The sequence below is a fragment of the Candidatus Pandoraea novymonadis genome (genome assembly GCF_003004665.1).
Classification (GTDB): domain Bacteria; phylum Pseudomonadota; class Gammaproteobacteria; order Burkholderiales; family Burkholderiaceae; genus Pandoraea; species Pandoraea novymonadis.
The window spans coordinates 91,732-108,845 of sequence record NZ_MUHY01000002.1 but is presented as its reverse complement, the minus strand read 5'-3'; the positions used below and the strand labels follow the sequence as shown (position 1 = coordinate 108,845).

Sequence of the window (17,114 nt, the reverse complement as noted above, 5' to 3'; positions counted from 1 at the left end):
GAGACCTTTTCAGACCCACATTGCTTGCAAGAGCCGAGATAATATTTAACTCTTGCCTCGCATGCAAGTTTTTTTTGAAAGAAGCCTTGCAAGAATGAAAATTCCTCTTTCAAACGATGTGAGGTATCAATCACAAAAAATCCAAAAAAAGTAAATATGACAATCAATCCAACCTATAAAAAACTTTGTCCTATTTCACTCCTCGCTACCCGCGCGATACATCGTCTACAAGGATATAGAAAAATCGTGAGTCACATGACCAGATGCCTCAGCAAGGCTAGACCCGAAAAGTCGAAGGTAGTGATAAGCAAAGAATGCCTGATATCGACAACAAGCAATCAAAATCAATCGAAAATGAAAAAAATTATTTGATGAATAGCATATAAATTCACAACCACAATTATATACTTGATAAAACAAAACTCACTTAGCGGCAAGTTTGCTAACTGCATTGCGCCTCAATTTCCAAATCCCAGAAGATTTTTTGGCAAAAACTGAATCCCGCAGGGGGCAAAAACATGATTTACGATCGCACAATACGGAAAAATTCATGAACCAATTCAAACGACGCATATCTCGACGAGAAACCTTGGTAAGAATTGGAAATTTTTTTATCGGGACAGCCATGCCAATTTCCTTCCAACCATCTCATCGCCCCGCTCAGAAGGCTCGCATTAGCAAATTACCAAAAAAACTCAACAACGCCGAATGTATTTATTGGAAATATTGCTCCATAGCAGGCTTCCTTTGCTCATGCTGTAGCAACAATGACATATATCCGTCTGATGGAATCTCATGACTCATTGGCTAGCATAATTCCAGCTACACTCTAAATAAGGCTTATCGGCTCGACTACCAAAACTGGCATCAACGATTATATGTGTGATTAACAACTTCAAATCATACGGACTATAGCGAGGTGAAGCTAGACTCGACATAATTGTAATCGAGCCACGAACCCCCAGACTGTCGAAGTACTGACAAATAAAGTTAACGGAAGTCTTACAGTAAGAAAGAGGCTCCTTCTGGAATATCTGTCTTTCTCTCGTTCTCTGCGTATATAATAACTCCCACAAGCACTTAACAGGCCTTGGAAAAGGCCTTCAATACATGTTTAATACCCTCAGATACGCTAAGACTGTCAGGCAACATTTTGACAGCAGCAAGCGACTCTTTGGTGGAATATCCGAGCGCCACCAACGCGTTAATAACATCATCCTTGTTGCGATCCTGGAAGGTACCCGCTTTAGATGCATTGCTAAACTCATCACCCAGCTTATCTTTCATCTCAAGCAGCAAACGTTCAGCTGTTTTCTTACCAATACCAGGAATTTTGGTCAAGCGTCGTGTTTCCTGCAGCACCACATCCTGCGCCAAATCAGACACACTCATTCCTGATAGAATTGAGAGCGCAATTCGGGCCCCAATGCCAGAGATTTTTAATAGCTCACGGAATGTCTGACGCTCCTGTACACTACCGAAACCAAACAGCAACTGTGCATCCTCCCGCACGATAAACTCTGTTAGCAGGGTGACAGAACCGCCAACATCAGGGAGATGGAAAAATGTGCTCATCGGCACTGATATTTCATAACCCACACCTTGACAATCAACCAAGATATGAGGAGGATTTTTTTCAATCAATACACCTGAAATACGGCCAATCATTTATCATTCGCAAAGAAACATTGGGACAAATAGTAATTTTAGCAAAATACTTTATCCCCCAAAAAAACATTCTCGGAGAGAACCAATCTAAACCATGAAAAAAGAGATTGGCAAAGTTTAATGATGTTTTTGGAGAGAGAAAAAAATACAACAAAACACAACCCACCCCATCCGTTGAATCGCCTTTCACCAATACAGTTTCCCCTCAGCACCAACCCAGTAAGCATAGCTCAAAAAACTTCCCAAAAATTTTTTGCTCCTCATCGAACATCCTCAAATGCTTGAACACATTATCTTCGAATGACGTCACGTTTTTCTGTATTACATACAGAGTCATGTACATGCCAATTAAATGGATAGTGTTCTATCCAACATTGATTGATGCCTAATTTCGATTAGGTCAGGAAAAAACGGTTAAATTTTATGACCTTTTCTCGGCGAGGGTAAGTAATCAATATCACGATAAATATGTTTAGAATGGAATATCATCATCCATATCAAAATCACCGTTCGACAGCTTTGTCGTAGACTGCTGGCTAGATGACACACCGCGCCCTCCACTCCCTCCATCATCATCCCTACGCGAATATCCAGCTCCACCGGTGCTACCGCCATCTCCGCTGCGACTACCAAGCATTTGCATCTGTTCAGCTACGATCTCCGTACTATATTGTTCCTGGCCTTTCTGATTCTGCCACTTACGAGTGCGCAAGCGACCCTCGACATACACTGACGAACCTTTTTTTAAATATTCCCCCACAATTTCAGCCAAACGGCCGAAAAATACCACACGATGCCATTCAGTTGTCTCTTTAAATTCTCCACTTGACTTATCTCGATAACGATCAGTTGTCGCCAGCCGTATATTAGCCACTGCATCGCCACTAGGCATAGAGCGGTTTTCCGGATCAGCCCCTAAATTACCAATCAGGATGACTTTATTCACAGATGCCATAGTATTTCTCCGGAATACTTGAGTGTATTATAAGATAAGGTATGCCGATGTTCACCTATGAGTGAGGTGTCAAAGAAACCCTCATCGGTGCCGCAATTATAAGCCAGAGCAATGCCACTGCTCCGAAAAACAAGAAAATCCAAGTATGATCGAGATGATTCATCAAAAATCCCCCAATGATACCCCCAGAGAACAATCCTAATGCTTGCGTTGTGTTATAAACACCTATTGCGGCTCCCTTGAGCGACCGAGGCGCTAGCTTTGAGACTAAGGACGGCTGCGAAGCTTCCAACACGTTAAAACCCAAAAAATAGAAAAAAAGTACCGTCATCATCACCATCACAGTGCTGGGCAGCTCTGCTAACGCAAACTGTGACAATCCTATCAAGGCGATGGACGAGACCAACACCGTCTTCGTCTTACCGCGCTTCTCAACAGCGATAATTAGAGGAATCATCGCAATAAAGGAAAGTAACATCACTGGAAAGTAGACCTTCCAATGTAAGGACACAGGCAACCCAGCCGCCACCAACATACGTGGGATTGCTACAAATAGCGCCGTCTGGGTTGCATGCAAAACAAACACACCGAAATTCAAACGCAGAAGTTCAAGGTGACATAACACCTCATAAAATGGTGCAGGCGCAACTTTTAAGTGTATTGGTAGTGTTGGCAGCTCTGGGACAGCCCAAAGCACCAAAAAAATCGCCAAAACTGCCAGAATAGTAATAATCCAGAACAAGCCACTCATACCCAACACATGGAAAAGCGTTGGTGCTAAAACGATTGCTGCTGTAAACGATATACCAATACTGCCGCCAATCATGGCCATCGCCTTCATACGATTCGCTTCACTTGTCAAATCTGACACGCATGCAATCACCGCAGACGAAATCGCGCCAGCGCCCTGAATGGCCCGTCCAGCAATGATCCAATATAGATCATTCGATAATGCCGCCACGAAACCACCAACGGCAAAGACAATCAAACCGAAGATAATGACTGGTTTGCGTCCCAACCTGTCCGATGCCCATCCATATGGTATATAAAATAAAGATTGTGTAAGCCCATAGATGCCAATGGCTAGCCCCACAAGAAACGTGTCATTGTCCATCGACAATGTTTGAGCAAAAACCGAAAAAACTGGCATGATCAAAAATAACCCGAACATACGTAACGCAAAAATAGCCGCCAGTGACACACTAGCACGAACTTCAAGCGAACTCATGCGGTGAACCCGAATAGTGGACGTAGCAGTAGAAACAGAATCCGTTGACATTAAATTTCAATCCAGAAGAAACTCCCAAACACACCGGTGCAACCCGCTCCTGTCAAACGAAAATCTCAGTTTGACAAGACAACACCACTTCTTGTGACCCATGCCGAAATCAACTCATCCAAAATAAGAGTTGCCAACCTTCGTGAACGGGTTGAACCCTCGCAATCAAACTTAGGTTTAGGTATATTAGCAGGTTTAACCATCCGGATTTTTCCTACGCCCCCAGCCGCCTCGGCTGAAACAAGCACTCCACCACCCGCGTTCTAGTCTCACCGGGTTGTATGGGAGATTCTTGTTGGTCTCCGTGGGACAATCAGGTCCACCTAGAAAGCCACGTTCATCTCGTGGCGACAATTCTCGGAAGCGTTGATGCAAACCATTCGCATTCGTGGGGCACGTACCCACAATCTCAAAAACATTAGCCTCGATTTACCACGTCATCAGTTGGTGGTAATCACTGGATTGTCGGGCTGCGGCAAGTCTTCTCTCGCGTTCGACACATTATATGCAGAAGGACAGAGGCGCTACGTAGAAAGTCTATCGACCTACGCGCGCCAATTTCTACAATTGATGGAAAAACCTGACGTTGATTTGATCGAAGGCTTATCTCCTGCTATTTCTATCGAACAGAAGAGCACGTCACACAACCCCCGATCTACAGTTGGCACTGTTACAGAAATTCACGATTACCTGCGCTTATTATTCGCTCGCGTCGGCACGCCCTACTGTCCAGATCACAACCTACCACTAGCATCACAAAACATTTCACAGATGGTTGATGCCACCCTAGCTCTGCCGGAAAACACCAACCTCATGATCCTATCCCCCGTCGTCACCAACCGTAAAGGTAAGCACACGGATCTATTCGACACGCTGCAAGCACAAGGTTTCGTGCGCTTTCGTATTCGATCAGGCAGCGGTGCTGTTAATGAAGGCACTTCCAAAATTTACGAAATCGATAATCTGCCAACGCTTAAGAAAAATGAAAATCACTCGATCGATGTCGTTATCGACCGCGTCAAGGTCAGGAATGATCTCAAACAACGCCTCGCTGAATCATTCGAGACGGCTATACGTTTAGCGAGTGGCCGTGCCATAGTGCTCGAAATAGACACCGATAAAGTACATGTCTTCAGCTCGACATTCGCGTGCCCCATGTGTTCGTATTCACTGCAGGAACTTGAACCACGTTTATTCTCATTTAACAATCCTATGGGAGCATGTCCAAGCTGTGATGGTCTCGGTCAAACAACTTTTTTTGATCCCAAATGTGTTGTCGCTTTCCCATCGCTGTCACTGGCGGCTGGCGCCATAAAAGGATGGGATCATCGTAACCAGTTCTATTTCCAAATCCTGCAAAGCCTCGCCTCATTCTATGATTTCGATGTCGATACGCCGTTCGAGAATCTACCTGATGACATTGCGAAAATCATACTTTACGGTTCTGGTAATCAAATAATACCTTTTAACTACATGAATGAACGTGGCAGCACATCCTTGCGTAAAAACATATTTGAGGGAGTCATCCCAAACTTGGAGCGCCGCTATCACGAAACAGATTCGGCCACTGTACGCGATGAGCTGGCCAAATATCAAAACAAACAGCCCTGTCCCAATTGCGCAGGAACTCGTTTCAGGCGTGAAGCTCGATTCGTAAAAATCGGAACAGACCATTATGCACGAGCGATCTATGAAGTGAGTAACCTTCCACTGCGAGACGCACTGCGCTATTTTCAGGAACTAACATTTGAAGGTGCGAAACGCGATATCGCCGAAAAAATCATCAAAGAAATCGTCTCACGTCTATCTTTTCTCAACAACGTTGGCCTCGATTATTTGTCACTTGACCGCAGCGCCGATACACTTTCAGGCGGAGAAGCACAGCGAATTCGTTTAGCCTCACAAATTGGTTCAGGCCTGACAGGCGTTATGTACGTACTGGACGAGCCGTCAATCGGCTTGCATCAACGCGATAATGATAGGCTGATTGGCACACTCAAGCATTTAAGAGACCTCGGAAATTCTGTCATTGTAGTCGAGCACGACAAAGATATGATTCTGGCGTGTGATCATGTGATCGATATGGGACCAGGAGCAGGTGTCCATGGCGGAACTGTCATTGCTCAAGGCAGTCCAAAACAAATCGCAGATCATCATAAGTCTCTAACTGGGCAGTATCTCTCTGGTGCATGTCGCATCGAAGTACCAACGACACGCCATATACCAACCAATGCATACCTACGCATCACCAAGGCAACCGGTAATAATCTAAAGAATGTATCTCTCGACCTCCCTGTAGGCTTACTAACCTGCGTAACAGGTGTCTCTGGCTCAGGAAAATCAACACTCATCAACGATACGCTATATCATGCCGTAGCACATCATTTGTACGGTTCTACGGCTAAACCTGCTCCTTTTGAGAGCGTCGAAGGATTAGAGCACTTCGACAAAGTTATCAATGTAGATCAATCGCCCATTGGCCGTACACCACGCTCAAACCCTGCAACCTATACAGGAGTTTTCACACCAATCAGGGAGCTATTCTCCGGTGTACCCGCCTCTAAGGAACGTGGTTACAGCCCTGGTCGATTCTCGTTCAATGTAAAAGGTGGCGGCTGCGAAACCTGTCAAGGAGATGGTGTCATCAAGGTCGAAATGCACTTCTTGCCTAACGTCTATGTACCTTGCAATCTTTGTAATGGTAAGCGCTACAATCGAGAGACTCTGGAAATTCAATACAAAGGAAAGAACATTCACGAAATACTGGAAATGACTGTCGAACAAGCGTACGAGTTCTTCCGTTCTGTGCCGATAGTGGCAAGAAAACTCAAAACATTACTCGATGTCGGGCTCGGGTACATTCGCCTCGGCCAATCAGCAACAACGTTGTCAGGAGGCGAAGCTCAACGTGTTAAGCTATCGCTAGAACTTTCCAAACGTGATACAGGGCGTACTCTGTACATTTTCGACGAACCAACAACTGGCCTACACTTTCAAGATATCAAGCTGCTTTTAACGGTGATTCACCGACTGCGTGACCAAGGGAATACCCTGGTAATTATTGAGCACAACCTAGATGTTATCAAAACTGCAGATTGGCTTATAGATTTAGGTCCGGAGGGAGGCGCAGGCGGTGGAAAAATTATTGCGCAGGGTACGCCTGAGCAGATCGCTACCCACAATGCAAGTTTTACCGGAAAATACCTGGCATCGCTACTCAAACAATCAAGCTAAGATTCATGAAGATCATCCAAGGATAGTTCTATGGACTCATATTTTCATCGTCATTTTTTCGTCGAAATGGCCAGCTACGTCTTTACTGCCTTAGCGTTGTGGCTTGTACTTAGCGTGCATCTACTTCCTGCCCTATTAGCTGGACTCGTAGTCTATCAACTCGTACATGTTATGACGCCACGACTGGAACGAAGGATCTCAAGTGAATGGGCCCGGTTAATCGCTGTTGGGCTACTTTCTGCGATTATCGTTGGCTTATTAAGCGCTATAATTCTTGGAATTATGACATTCTTCCAAAGTGATACTAGCCATCTGCAACATATCAACAGCCATATGATGGAGGTGTTCGAACAAGCTCGCTCTCAATTGCCACCTTGGATCACCGATCGACTCCCGGCAGATGGCGAGGATGTCCGAATCGCTGTCACTGAATATCTACGTGAACATACTCGCGAAATGTCTCTCGTAGGTAAAGAAGCTCTCAAAGGAGTAATTCATATTATCGTAGGGATGGTGCTCGGTGCTCTGGTAGCTCTGTCAACGGTACGAGCCATGCATCACATGAAACCGCTTGCCGCTGCCCTAACGCATCGTGTCACTTTATTCTCAGAAGCTTTTCGTCGTATCGTTTTCGCACAAGTAAAAATTTCGTTTATTAACACAATCTTTACAGGCATCTTCCTCGTCGGGATTTTGCCGTTATTTGACATTCATGTGCCTCTTCGAAAAACAATGATTTTCGTAACGTTTGTAGTTGGTTTACTTCCTGTTATAGGTAATCTAATTTCGAATACATTTATCGTCGTACTGGGTTTATCAGTATCCCTATATGTCGCTATCGCAGCACTTACCTTCCTCATTATTATTCACAAACTAGAGTATTTTTTGAATGCGAGCATTGTGGGGACACAAATCTGTGCCCGAGCATGGGAACTGCTACTTGCAATGGCTATCATGGAGGCCACTTTCGACTTAGCTGGACTCGTTGCCGCACCTATTTATTACGCTTACCTAAAAAGAGAGTTGGCGGAGAAAAACTTAGTTTAAGGGTAACTCGATAGATAAATATCTATAAATTTCCCCCTCACCCACCGAATAATGCAAAAATCGACACAATTACATCATATATTCATTGGTGTACGAGTTATATCCCATTACGAGCCGTATATCCGTCGTTGTATGTCAACGCAAGAGCTCAATGAGAGCTAAGCGGTAATCTCGACAGCCCGACACAGTACCGGCATGTGGTTTATATGTAACACATCTATTACGAGGAACCATGATGAACTGTAAATCAATCTCTCAGAACTTCCTCGGAGAAAAGGTCGCTTTTGTTATAATGGTGCCATGACAGTGAAAATAAATTCAGTCCGGGCGATAGCGCTTGCACGAGAAGTGCTCCGTATTGAAGCAAATGCAATCGAACGCGTAGCTAAAGACCTGAACAGCAGCTTCGCCAACGCCATAGAACTACTGCTGGCTTGTCGTGGTCGTGTCGTCGTGTCTGGTATGGGTAAATCTGGCCACGTTGGTCGCAAACTAGCTGCCACGTTCGCGAGTACAGGTACACCTGCGTTTTTTGTGCATCCGGCCGAAGCTAGCCATGGTGATCTTGGTATGATCACATCTGAAGATGTCGTCGTAGCACTTTCTAATTCAGGTGAAACCACCGAATTAGTAAGCATTCTTCCCATCGTGAAGCGTTCTGGTGCAAGATTAATCGCTCTAACCGGCAATAACGAATCGAGCCTATCTAAACTCGCTGACGTCCATATCGATTCCCGTGTTGCGAAAGAAGCATGCCCACTCAATCTTGCGCCAACCGCTAGCACCACTGCAACGCTTGCCCTTGGTGATGCCCTTGCCGTAGTCTTGTTAGAAGCGCGTGGATTTCGTGCTACAGACTTTGCCCGCTCACACCCTAGCGGCGCCATAGGCCGACGTCTATTGACATTTGTTCACAACGTGATGCGTACCGGTGATCAAGTTCCCTGCGTGTGTGAGAGTGCAAGTCTGTCAGAAGCCCTGATTGAAAGCACGACAAAATGTCTCGGCATGACCGCCATCGTCAACAAAGATAATAAAGTTGTGGGTATTTTCACTGATGGCGACTTGCGTCGACTCCTCGAACGCACATTGGATTTCCGTACATTCTCGCTAACGGACATAATGACTACTAACCCCCACACCATTGCTCCAGATCGTCTGGCTGTCGAAGCGATCAAGCTCATGGAACGACACAGCATTAGCCAGTTACTGGTCACAAATCCCGACGGCACCCTGCAAGGCGCACTAAATGTACATGATCTATTAGCAGCAAAAATCGTATGATCATAACTCGCGACTACACTGAAGCTCTGATGCGGGCTAGTCGTCTGCAAGTCATGATCTTCGATATTGATGGTGTCATGACTGACGGTGGTCTAAACTATGATTCCAATGGCGAAACCATGAAAGTATTTAATTCGCTCGATGGTCATGGCCTCAAAATGCTCACGTCTGCGGGTGTCACACTCGCAATTATTACCGGACGTCAATCCAATATTGTAGCGAAGCGAGCCACAGATCTCGGTATCACTCATATCTATCAAGGCATACACAACAAAGGTGAAGCCTTCGATGATCTACGTATGCACCTCGGTAGAATCCCGGAAGACGTTTTCGGTCATATGGGTGATGACTGGCCCGATCTCGAGGTAATGAAACGCATTGGTTTTGCGGTTTCGCCTCTCAATGCTCACGACGAAGTAAAATCCCGTAGTCACTACGTGACGCGAACCTTAGGCGGACGTGGTGCAGTACGTGAAGTATGTGATTTCATACTGCGGGCCCAAAAAAAATACGACAACTTGCTTTCACAAATACTAGCTTGAGGCCTCTCTAGCGTATGAGCCCTGCTAGCCCAGCCTCACTCCTTGCCACTGCCCTACTCGCTTCCATCGTCGGTGGCACGTATTGGCTCGTACAGAAAACCTTACCAAATCAAGATACCTGTACCAAATACGTAAAGCGACACATCCCGGATTACTATGTAGATAATCTGGTGATCTCGATCTTATCCTCCACCGGAAAAACTCAATATCGTGTCAATGCTCAACACATAGCTCACTATGAAGATGATGAGACTACCCACCTCGAGCTCCCTACAGTCCGAGCTTTTAGCCAAGATCAACCTGAAGTTACTGCCATGAGTAAACGAGGTATGCTTAATAGCGATATGTCAATCATCGATCTGAATGACAATGTTATTGTCAACAGAAAAGCAGATTTCCGAAATCCTACGATGCAAGCATTTTCGTCGCATTTTCAAATACTCATCAACAACGACATCATCCATACCGACACACCGGTGAAACTATTCCATGGTCAATCCACCATGAATGCAAGCGGTATTATTTTAAATAATAGCAAGCGTAGTTTGCAATTACTTGGTAACGTACACGGTACAATTCATCCTACCAGTCTGAAAAACGTCCTCACTGCTTCCATGCAAGCAACACCATAAAATTCTGTGATTGATAACCATTTTCTGTATTTCTCCTTCCGACGCCCTTCCTTTATCTTCATCATGCTAGGTCTAGTGATCAGTCTTTGGCTCGGCTCCATCGCCCGTGCAGAACGTGCTGATCACAACAAACCAATGAATATCCAATCGGACAACATGACCTATAATGACGCAAAAAAAATAAATATCTTCACTGGCAATGTCACCGTGACTAAGGGTACGATATTACTGAAAGCTGAACGTCTGCAAGTAATGCAAGATCCAGAGGGATACAGTTACGCCACTGCATTCGCCAAACCAGGCGATCTCGCCTATATATGTCAAAAACGTGACAACTCTGACGAATATATTTGTGGCTGGGGTGAAAAAATCGAGTACAACAGCAAGGTAGAAGTTGCAAAAATAACCACACGAGCCCTCTTAAAGCGTCTGACCAACACGAAAATACTCGATGAAATCCACGGCAGCACAATCACCTACAATCTCTACAAAGAAACCTATACTGCCAACGGAGGCAGAGACCAAGTAAGTCTGAACAATCCAAGCGGTCGTGTTCGTGCCACGCTGTCGCCACAGCACCGCTCAACACAATCTGAACCCACCGCAGCCTCGAACTACTCCTCCGCACCAATAAGTGGCATATCCCTTCATTCTTCCAAACGCATCGGTAACCCATGTGAATAACGCTCACTCGAATGCTAAAACCACTTCAAGCACCATGGCCGTACGTCAATTGAAGAAAAAATACGGGAGCCGCACCGTCGTCAAAGACATATCACTCAATGTCAAAAGTGGAGAAGTTGTTGGTCTCCTCGGACCGAATGGAGCAGGAAAAACTACGTCCTTTTACATTATAGTCGGTCTTGTTCCAGCAGACGATGGAACAATTATGCTCGATGGATGCGACATCAGTGAGCTTCCTATCCACCAGCGCGCACGCATGGGAGTGTCCTATCTACCTCAAGAAGCTTCGGTTTTTCGAAAATTGACCGTCGAGCAAAATATCCGTGCCGTGCTCGAGTTGCAGATTTCCAACCAAAGAAGTTCCTTGAGAAAGGAAAAAATCGATCAGCGTATTGAATACCTACTCGACGAGCTCCAAGTAATCCATCTTCGTAAAAATCCAGCCTTGTCCCTCTCGGGAGGCGAACGCCGCCGCGTCGAGATTGCTCGTGCTTTAGCAACAAATCCACGATTCATTCTGCTTGATGAGCCATTCGCAGGTGTCGATCCTATCGCCGTGCTTGAAATCCAGCGCATTGTACGTTTTCTCAAAAGACAAGGCATCGGTGTCCTAATTACCGACCATAACGTAAGAGAAACGCTCGGCATTTGTGATCATGCTTACATCATCAGTGAAGGCAGAGTGCTAGCCGCCGGCACACCAGAACAAATCGTCGCGGACGAAAGTGTCCGACGAGTTTATCTTGGAGAGAATTTTAGGATGTAAATATTAGAAATATTTGCACATGCATTGGTTTTTCGGTATTTTTAGGCTAACCACAGATATTTTAACTCCACGACTCACGCATCCAATGACTAGGGTCTACTTACGGCACTCAAACAACTCTGCTCCAACAGTTCAGAAAATAAAAAACAGTGCAATACCATTGGATGCATACCCCAAAGTCATTTCAAAACATCATAAAAACCTCTTTAAGGTTACCCCTTGGTTTTGCTGAAAAGTCCTGATACGATTAGGTTTCACATATCAAAAATTCCCATAAAAAAGGCAATTACATGCTCACTCCATTTGGAACTTCCGAACTCAACTACTTTTGAAGAGAGGAGATCTCAGATCTATTTTTTATACCTGAATTGATTCGCAACGTGTTTTTTATTCAAATTCTGCGCCAAGTCCAAACTTGGACACCCCAGGAAGGAGGAGAAGAATGATTAACATCAAGATTAGTGGACACCACCTGGACATCACACCCGCACTGCGTCAATATATAACCAACAAGCTGGATCAAGTCATTCGACATTATGATCAGGTAATTGATGTTAATGTGTTACTATCAATCGATAATCACAAAGAAAAGGGGAAACGGCAAAATGCACGCATCACAGTACACCTGAAAGGGAAAGAAATTTTTATTGAAAGTTTCGACGAAAATATGTATTCAGCCATCAACATGCTAATCGATAAACTCCATCATCAGATAATTCAACACAAAACAAAATTGCAAGAGCATCAGCATCCAAAAATTAAACATCAAGAATTACTGTAGAGCTATTGCGGTAATTTTTATCGCCTTTACCCCAAATGATATGCTCCACCCAAAAAATCTGGCGAAGATTGTCTACCGTGAAAAATCGGTGTCTACATTGCTTATCTTGTCGACGCTAAAGTCTGACGTGATAATCCTGTTTTTAGACCATGCCAGAGCAAGCGAGAATCAGAGATTGGTGGCACCGTTTTCACGTCCCATGTCATAAGATGAACCGTTTAGTAAAACTGTTACCTGCATCGAATATTTTGCTTGGTCTTTCCGTTACGAGCAAAAAACGTGTTTTCGAGCAAGCAGGCCTATTGTTCGAAAACAATGCTGGGCTGGCCCGTAGCACGGTCACCGATAACTTATTCGCACGCGAGCGTCTTGGTTCTACTGGACTGGGTGGAGGCGTTGCGATTCCCCATGGACGTATCAAGGGACTCAAGCACTCTACGGCAGCATTAATTCGCCTAGATGAAGCTATTCCGTTTGAAGCCCCTGATGGACAACCGGTTTCATTGCTTTTTTTCTTGCTTGTCCCTGAACAAGCCACCCAGCAACATCTAGAGATTCTATCCGAAATTGCAGAAATGCTGTCTGATGAGACCATGCGGCATCATATATTAACCAATATCTCAAATGCTGACAGTATCCACTCAGCGCTAGCCAATTGGCATCCACAAAAGAAAATATCTTGAATACAGGAGCATCCGAACAACATTTTGAATACTACTTAGCAGGTAGGATATCACGAAACTTCCACGATTCGAATAGATGAGGCCGCACAGTGGAACTAACAGGTATAAATGCACAAAGCATCTTCGATGACAATGCCTCAATACTGCGTCTTTCCTGGCTAACTGGTCATGAAGGTTGTGAACATGGTTTTACTCCAGAAAGTGTGGCCAATGCGACATCAAGCGCTGACCTTGTCGGGCACTTAAATCTGATTCATCCAAACCGCATCCAAGTACTCGGTCAAGCTGAACTGCGCTACTATCAACGATTATCGGACGAGAATCGTAAGCGCCATATGGGAGAGGTCATCGCTCTTGAACCACCATTCCTAGTTCTGGCCGATGGGATCGAAGCCCCCTCTGATTTAGTGCTGCGTTGCACACGGTCATCTACGCCATTATTTACCACACAACTCTCTACCGCATCAGTCATCGATGGCCTACGCCTATACATTTCTCGGGTGTTTGCGCCACGCTGCACAATGCATGGTGTGTTCATCGATATTCTTGGCATGGGTGTTCTGCTAACTGGCGAGTCAGGCCTTGGTAAAAGCGAACTCGGCCTTGAATTGATATCACGCGGCCATGGCTTGGTAGCGGACGATGCTGTCGACTTCGTGCGTCTCGGCCCAGATTTCGTAGAAGGCAGATGTCCTCGACTTCTGCAGAACCTCTTAGAAGTACGCGGCCTTGGTCTGCTTGATATTAAGACAATCTTCGGAGAAACAGCCGTACGCCGAAAAATGAAACTCAAACTGATTGTACAATTGGTGCGGCGCCACGACGGTGAATTCCAACGTTTACCACTGGAGGCACAAACAGTAGAGGTACTCGGACTACCAATCAATAAAGTGATTTTGCAAGTGGCTGCTGGAAGAAATCTCGCCGTTCTGGTTGAAGCCGCAGTGCGCAATACAATATTGCAGCTGCGGGGCATCAATACGCTCAAAGATTTTATGGACCGCCAGCGTCAATCCATGCAAGATCCTAACGAATCCACTGGAGAAATTACTCTAACAGCACACCCCTGAAAGATACGGGTCGGGTCCAATATCAGTCACCAGTTACTTAAGAAAAAGTGTCGACAGAATCACATACCATTCTGAGTTCGTCTCACGAATTTAATAATGAACATCGTTCTTATCACCGGTATTTCCGGATCCGGAAAATCTCTCGCGCTTAATTTACTTGAAGATGCAGGGTATTACTGTGTTGATAATCTTCCGTCGAGCTTTCTACCAGCACTAGCTGAGTACCTTAGCACCCAAAACTGTCCCAGGCTAGGCGTCTCCATCGATGCACGCAACGTGGAATCACTAGCCGATCTCCCATCAATTGTCGATAGACTTCGGCGTTTGGGACATGATGTACCCGTGCTTTTCCTGAATGCTACCACGCAAACACTGGTACAACGCTACTCAGAAACACGCCGCCGGCATCCGTTATCTTCAGTCTCCTCCGCTAACACAGTATCACCGAATGCTTCACTGGTTGAAGCCATTGGGAAAGAACGTGAACTACTTAGTAACTTAAGTGAACTAGGTCATCAGATTGATACCAGCAACCTGCGCGCAAGCAACCTGCGCTGTTGGATCAAGGAATTTGTCCAACATGATCAAACTAGTTTCACTCTGATGTTCGAATCCTTTGGATTTAAAAATGGAGTACCGCTCGATGCTGATTTTGTGTTCGATGTCCGATCACTGCCCAATCCATACTACGACAGTCAATTAAAATCACTCACTGGACTTGACCGTCCCGTCATCGATTTTCTCTGTGCTATTCCGGAAGTTTCTGAGATGATCTACGACATCGCCGTCTATCTTCAGAAATGGCTCCCGAGCTTTATAAGAGATAATCGGAGCTATCTGACCATTGCCATTGGCTGCACAGGTGGACAACACCGATCCGTCTATATTGCAGAAAAACTACGCGAACAATTCATTACGGAGTCAAGCGTCCTCGTGCGACATCGAGAACTGCGTGACGCTTGTTAACATAGAGAGTATCGATGATCTGACGAATTGGAGATGGCAAGCCTACAGTGTCTATGGCGTTCTCAGACAACCACATGAAGTGTCTGAAACCATCACTTAACACAGCAACCTCTTTCATGACCACTAACCATGGTCGCAAAAATAGTTTGAAATGTGTAAAAATGTGCCAAAGTGGCGCAAGAGGCATCATGTAAAGCACTTTACCAAATCTCTCAGCGGATGCCGTCAGACTCGCTCGAAGTACAGCATCATCTTTCGGTTCATAGTCATTCAACGCTGTCAATTCTGGAAAGCTCCACAAACCACCCCAAATGCCACTATCAGGCCTTCGCTCAAACAACACGGATGTGTCAGCACATAACACGAGAACGTCGACGAAACGCTCCGATTGTAACTTTCTTGGTTTTGGTGTCGGCAAAGCATGTTCGCGGCCAGTGGCATGCGCAAAACAATACGTATCGAATGGACATGCCTCACAACGAGGATTAACCCGACTACACAAAGTTGCGCCAAGATCCATCATGCCTTGCGTGTACGCCGCCAGATCAGCCGCAGGCAGCAATGATTCAGCAAGCGCCCACATCTTTCGCTCCACCTTCGGTGTACCAGGAAATCCCTCAATACCGAATACTCGTGCTAGCACTCGTTTCACGTTACCGTCGAGAATTGCTGCCTGCGCGTCGTAAGCAAACACAGCAATCGCGGATGCCGTTGATCGCCCAATGCCAGGCAATCGAATTAGCATCTCGACACTCTCTGGGAATACCCCTCCATGCCTATCCATCACTGACTGTGCACATTTATGCAAATTACGCGCTCGTGAGTAATACCCCAACCCGGCCCAAAGGGCCATCACTTCATCTTGCGTTGCCACCGCCAATGTCTCTACATTTGGGAAACGTTCAAGGAAGCGCGTATAGTATGGAATGACAGTGGCAACCTGTGTCTGTTGGAGCATAATCTCCGATAGCCAAATACGATAGGCATCACGGGTGTTTTGCCAAGGCAAATTATGGCGGCCATACTCGGCTTGCCAGGCCACCAAACAGGCCGCGAAAATTTCAGTAAGTGGTTCTTTCATATCCTATAAAGTGTTCTAAACGTCTTTGATTGCAACCAATGTAAGCAGAGGATATCGATTATTGCATCGACACAATTCGGAGAATGAGCTTCTCAAAGACCTAGGATAGCTGACTTATAAAGTCAGCTATCAAGCTATCATCTTTCTCGATCACTGTGCCGTCAATCCTATAAAAGTACATACGAAACAGACAAACAATGGCGTAGACTTTTCTCCGCTGCCAGAAACGGAAAATCCCCCTAAATGGCTTTTTGAGATGCAACAAGAAATGATGTATCTAAAAAATCTCTGCAGAAAGTCTAATTCATTGTGAGAGGTATGAACCACATAACGTTGAAAGAGATTCTTAAAATATGGAAAGGTGACAATCATCAATAATGTATCAAGGTACGTGCATCACTGGAGTATATGACACAATTTTGCAACACATACTTTAGACTTC

17 protein-coding genes are annotated in these 17,114 nt (G+C 45.3%); 11 read left to right on the top strand and 6 right to left on the bottom strand.

All coding sequences use genetic code 11. The annotated features are described in order from the left end of the window. Positions 1 to 423: 423 nt before the first annotated feature. From BZL35_RS04025 to BZL35_RS05050, 5 genes are all read right to left on the bottom strand, one after another. A complete protein-coding gene (locus BZL35_RS04025) occupies positions 424 to 627 on the bottom strand; it encodes a hypothetical protein (protein WP_106182965.1) in 204 nt (67 codons plus the stop codon). Between the two features lie 453 nt (positions 628 to 1,080). Beyond that, on the bottom strand, positions 1,081 to 1,668 hold the full coding sequence (gene ruvA, locus BZL35_RS04020; RefSeq protein WP_106182964.1) for a Holliday junction branch migration protein RuvA: 588 nt from the start codon (positions 1,666 to 1,668) through the stop codon (positions 1,081 to 1,083). Between the two features lie 472 nt (positions 1,669 to 2,140). Further along, a complete protein-coding gene (ssb, locus tag BZL35_RS04015) occupies positions 2,141 to 2,623 on the bottom strand; it encodes a single-stranded DNA-binding protein (protein WP_106182963.1) in 483 nt (160 codons plus the stop codon). Positions 2,624 to 2,678: 55 nt separating this feature from the next. Continuing rightward, positions 2,679 to 3,851 (bottom strand): MFS transporter, encoded by a 1,173-nt coding sequence (locus BZL35_RS04010; RefSeq protein WP_106182976.1) that lies wholly within the window; start codon positions 3,849 to 3,851, stop codon positions 2,679 to 2,681. 116 nt (positions 3,852 to 3,967) lie between these two features. Next, on the bottom strand, positions 3,968 to 4,150 hold the full coding sequence (locus BZL35_RS05050; RefSeq protein WP_219860856.1) for a hypothetical protein: 183 nt from the start codon (positions 4,148 to 4,150) through the stop codon (positions 3,968 to 3,970). Between the two features lie 121 nt (positions 4,151 to 4,271). On the opposite strand from BZL35_RS05050, the gene uvrA reads away from it, so the two are divergent. The 11 genes from uvrA to rapZ all read left to right on the top strand — a co-directional run bounded on the left by uvrA (position 4,272) and on the right by rapZ (position 15,591). Beyond that, the gene (uvrA, locus tag BZL35_RS04005) at positions 4,272 to 7,136 is read left to right on the top strand and encodes an excinuclease ABC subunit UvrA (protein ID WP_106182962.1); all 2,865 of its coding nucleotides are present in this window, start codon (positions 4,272 to 4,274) and stop codon (positions 7,134 to 7,136) included. A 30-nt stretch (positions 7,137 to 7,166) separates the two neighbouring features. Then, positions 7,167 to 8,183 carry an AI-2E family transporter gene (locus BZL35_RS04000; protein ID WP_106182961.1) on the top strand — a complete coding sequence of 339 codons (1,017 nt, stop codon included), beginning with the start codon at positions 7,167 to 7,169 and terminating at the stop codon, positions 8,181 to 8,183. Positions 8,184 to 8,483: 300 nt separating this feature from the next. Beyond that, positions 8,484 to 9,467, top strand: a complete 984-nt coding sequence (locus tag BZL35_RS03995) for a KpsF/GutQ family sugar-phosphate isomerase (RefSeq protein ID WP_106182960.1) — start codon at positions 8,484 to 8,486, stop codon at positions 9,465 to 9,467. Next, on the top strand, positions 9,464 to 10,009 hold the full coding sequence (locus tag BZL35_RS03990) for a KdsC family phosphatase (protein WP_106182959.1): 546 nt from the start codon (positions 9,464 to 9,466) through the stop codon (positions 10,007 to 10,009). Before BZL35_RS03995 ends, BZL35_RS03990 begins: the two co-directional genes overlap by 4 nt. 14 nt (positions 10,010 to 10,023) lie before the next feature. Further along, positions 10,024 to 10,641, top strand: a complete 618-nt coding sequence (lptC, locus tag BZL35_RS03985; RefSeq protein ID WP_106182958.1) for an LPS export ABC transporter periplasmic protein LptC — start codon at positions 10,024 to 10,026, stop codon at positions 10,639 to 10,641. A gap of 63 nt (positions 10,642 to 10,704) precedes the next feature. Next, positions 10,705 to 11,325 (top strand): lipopolysaccharide transport periplasmic protein LptA, encoded by a 621-nt coding sequence (gene lptA / locus BZL35_RS03980; RefSeq protein ID WP_106182957.1) that lies wholly within the window; start codon positions 10,705 to 10,707, stop codon positions 11,323 to 11,325. Between the two features lie 34 nt (positions 11,326 to 11,359). Next, entirely contained in the window at positions 11,360 to 12,091 is a 732-nt protein-coding gene (lptB, locus tag BZL35_RS03975; RefSeq protein WP_106182956.1) for an LPS export ABC transporter ATP-binding protein, read from the top strand. Between the two features lie 445 nt (positions 12,092 to 12,536). Continuing rightward, positions 12,537 to 12,872: a ribosome hibernation-promoting factor, HPF/YfiA family gene (hpf, locus tag BZL35_RS03970; protein ID WP_106182975.1), complete on the top strand. Its 336-nt coding sequence runs from the start codon at positions 12,537 to 12,539 to the stop codon at positions 12,870 to 12,872. Between the two features lie 209 nt (positions 12,873 to 13,081). Next, positions 13,082 to 13,555 (top strand): PTS sugar transporter subunit IIA, encoded by a 474-nt coding sequence (locus BZL35_RS03965; protein ID WP_106182955.1) that lies wholly within the window; start codon positions 13,082 to 13,084, stop codon positions 13,553 to 13,555. An 89-nt stretch (positions 13,556 to 13,644) separates the two neighbouring features. Beyond that, positions 13,645 to 14,625, top strand: coding sequence for an HPr(Ser) kinase/phosphatase (hprK, locus tag BZL35_RS03960; protein ID WP_106182954.1), 981 nt, complete (start codon positions 13,645 to 13,647; stop codon positions 14,623 to 14,625). Between the two features lie 96 nt (positions 14,626 to 14,721). Continuing rightward, positions 14,722 to 15,591 (top strand): RNase adapter RapZ, encoded by an 870-nt coding sequence (gene rapZ, locus BZL35_RS03955; protein ID WP_106182953.1) that lies wholly within the window; start codon positions 14,722 to 14,724, stop codon positions 15,589 to 15,591. On the opposite strand, the gene mutY is transcribed toward rapZ, so the two are convergent. Then, a complete protein-coding gene (gene mutY, locus BZL35_RS03950) occupies positions 15,539 to 16,672 on the bottom strand; it encodes an A/G-specific adenine glycosylase (protein WP_106182952.1) in 1,134 nt (377 codons plus the stop codon). The genes rapZ and mutY overlap by 53 nt on opposite strands. Between the last annotated feature and the right edge of the window lie 442 nt (positions 16,673 to 17,114).

Bases quoted from the DNA above. Each gene is read 5' to 3' on its own strand.
- BZL35_RS04025 (WP_106182965.1), bottom strand. From the start codon at position 627: ATGGCTGTCCCGATAAAAAAATTTCCAATTCTTACCAAGGTTTCTCGT.
- ruvA (WP_106182964.1), bottom strand. From the start codon at position 1,668: ATGATTGGCCGTATTTCAGGTGTATTGATTGAAAAAAATCCTCCTCAT.
- ssb (WP_106182963.1), bottom strand. From the start codon at position 2,623: ATGGCATCTGTGAATAAAGTCATCCTGATTGGTAATTTAGGGGCTGAT.
- BZL35_RS04010 (WP_106182976.1), bottom strand. From the start codon at position 3,851: ATGAGTTCGCTTGAAGTTCGTGCTAGTGTGTCACTGGCGGCTATTTTT.
- uvrA (WP_106182962.1), top strand. From the start codon at position 4,272: ATGCAAACCATTCGCATTCGTGGGGCACGTACCCACAATCTCAAAAAC.
- BZL35_RS04000 (WP_106182961.1), top strand. From the start codon at position 7,167: ATGGACTCATATTTTCATCGTCATTTTTTCGTCGAAATGGCCAGCTAC.
- BZL35_RS03995 (WP_106182960.1), top strand. From the start codon at position 8,484: ATGACAGTGAAAATAAATTCAGTCCGGGCGATAGCGCTTGCACGAGAA.
- BZL35_RS03990 (WP_106182959.1), top strand. From the start codon at position 9,464: ATGATCATAACTCGCGACTACACTGAAGCTCTGATGCGGGCTAGTCGT.
- lptC (WP_106182958.1), top strand. From the start codon at position 10,024: ATGAGCCCTGCTAGCCCAGCCTCACTCCTTGCCACTGCCCTACTCGCT.
- lptA (WP_106182957.1), top strand. From the start codon at position 10,705: ATGCTAGGTCTAGTGATCAGTCTTTGGCTCGGCTCCATCGCCCGTGCA.
- lptB (WP_106182956.1), top strand. From the start codon at position 11,360: ATGGCCGTACGTCAATTGAAGAAAAAATACGGGAGCCGCACCGTCGTC.
- BZL35_RS03965 (WP_106182955.1), top strand. From the start codon at position 13,082: ATGAACCGTTTAGTAAAACTGTTACCTGCATCGAATATTTTGCTTGGT.
- rapZ (WP_106182953.1), top strand. From the start codon at position 14,722: ATGAACATCGTTCTTATCACCGGTATTTCCGGATCCGGAAAATCTCTC.
- mutY (WP_106182952.1), bottom strand. From the start codon at position 16,672: ATGAAAGAACCACTTACTGAAATTTTCGCGGCCTGTTTGGTGGCCTGG.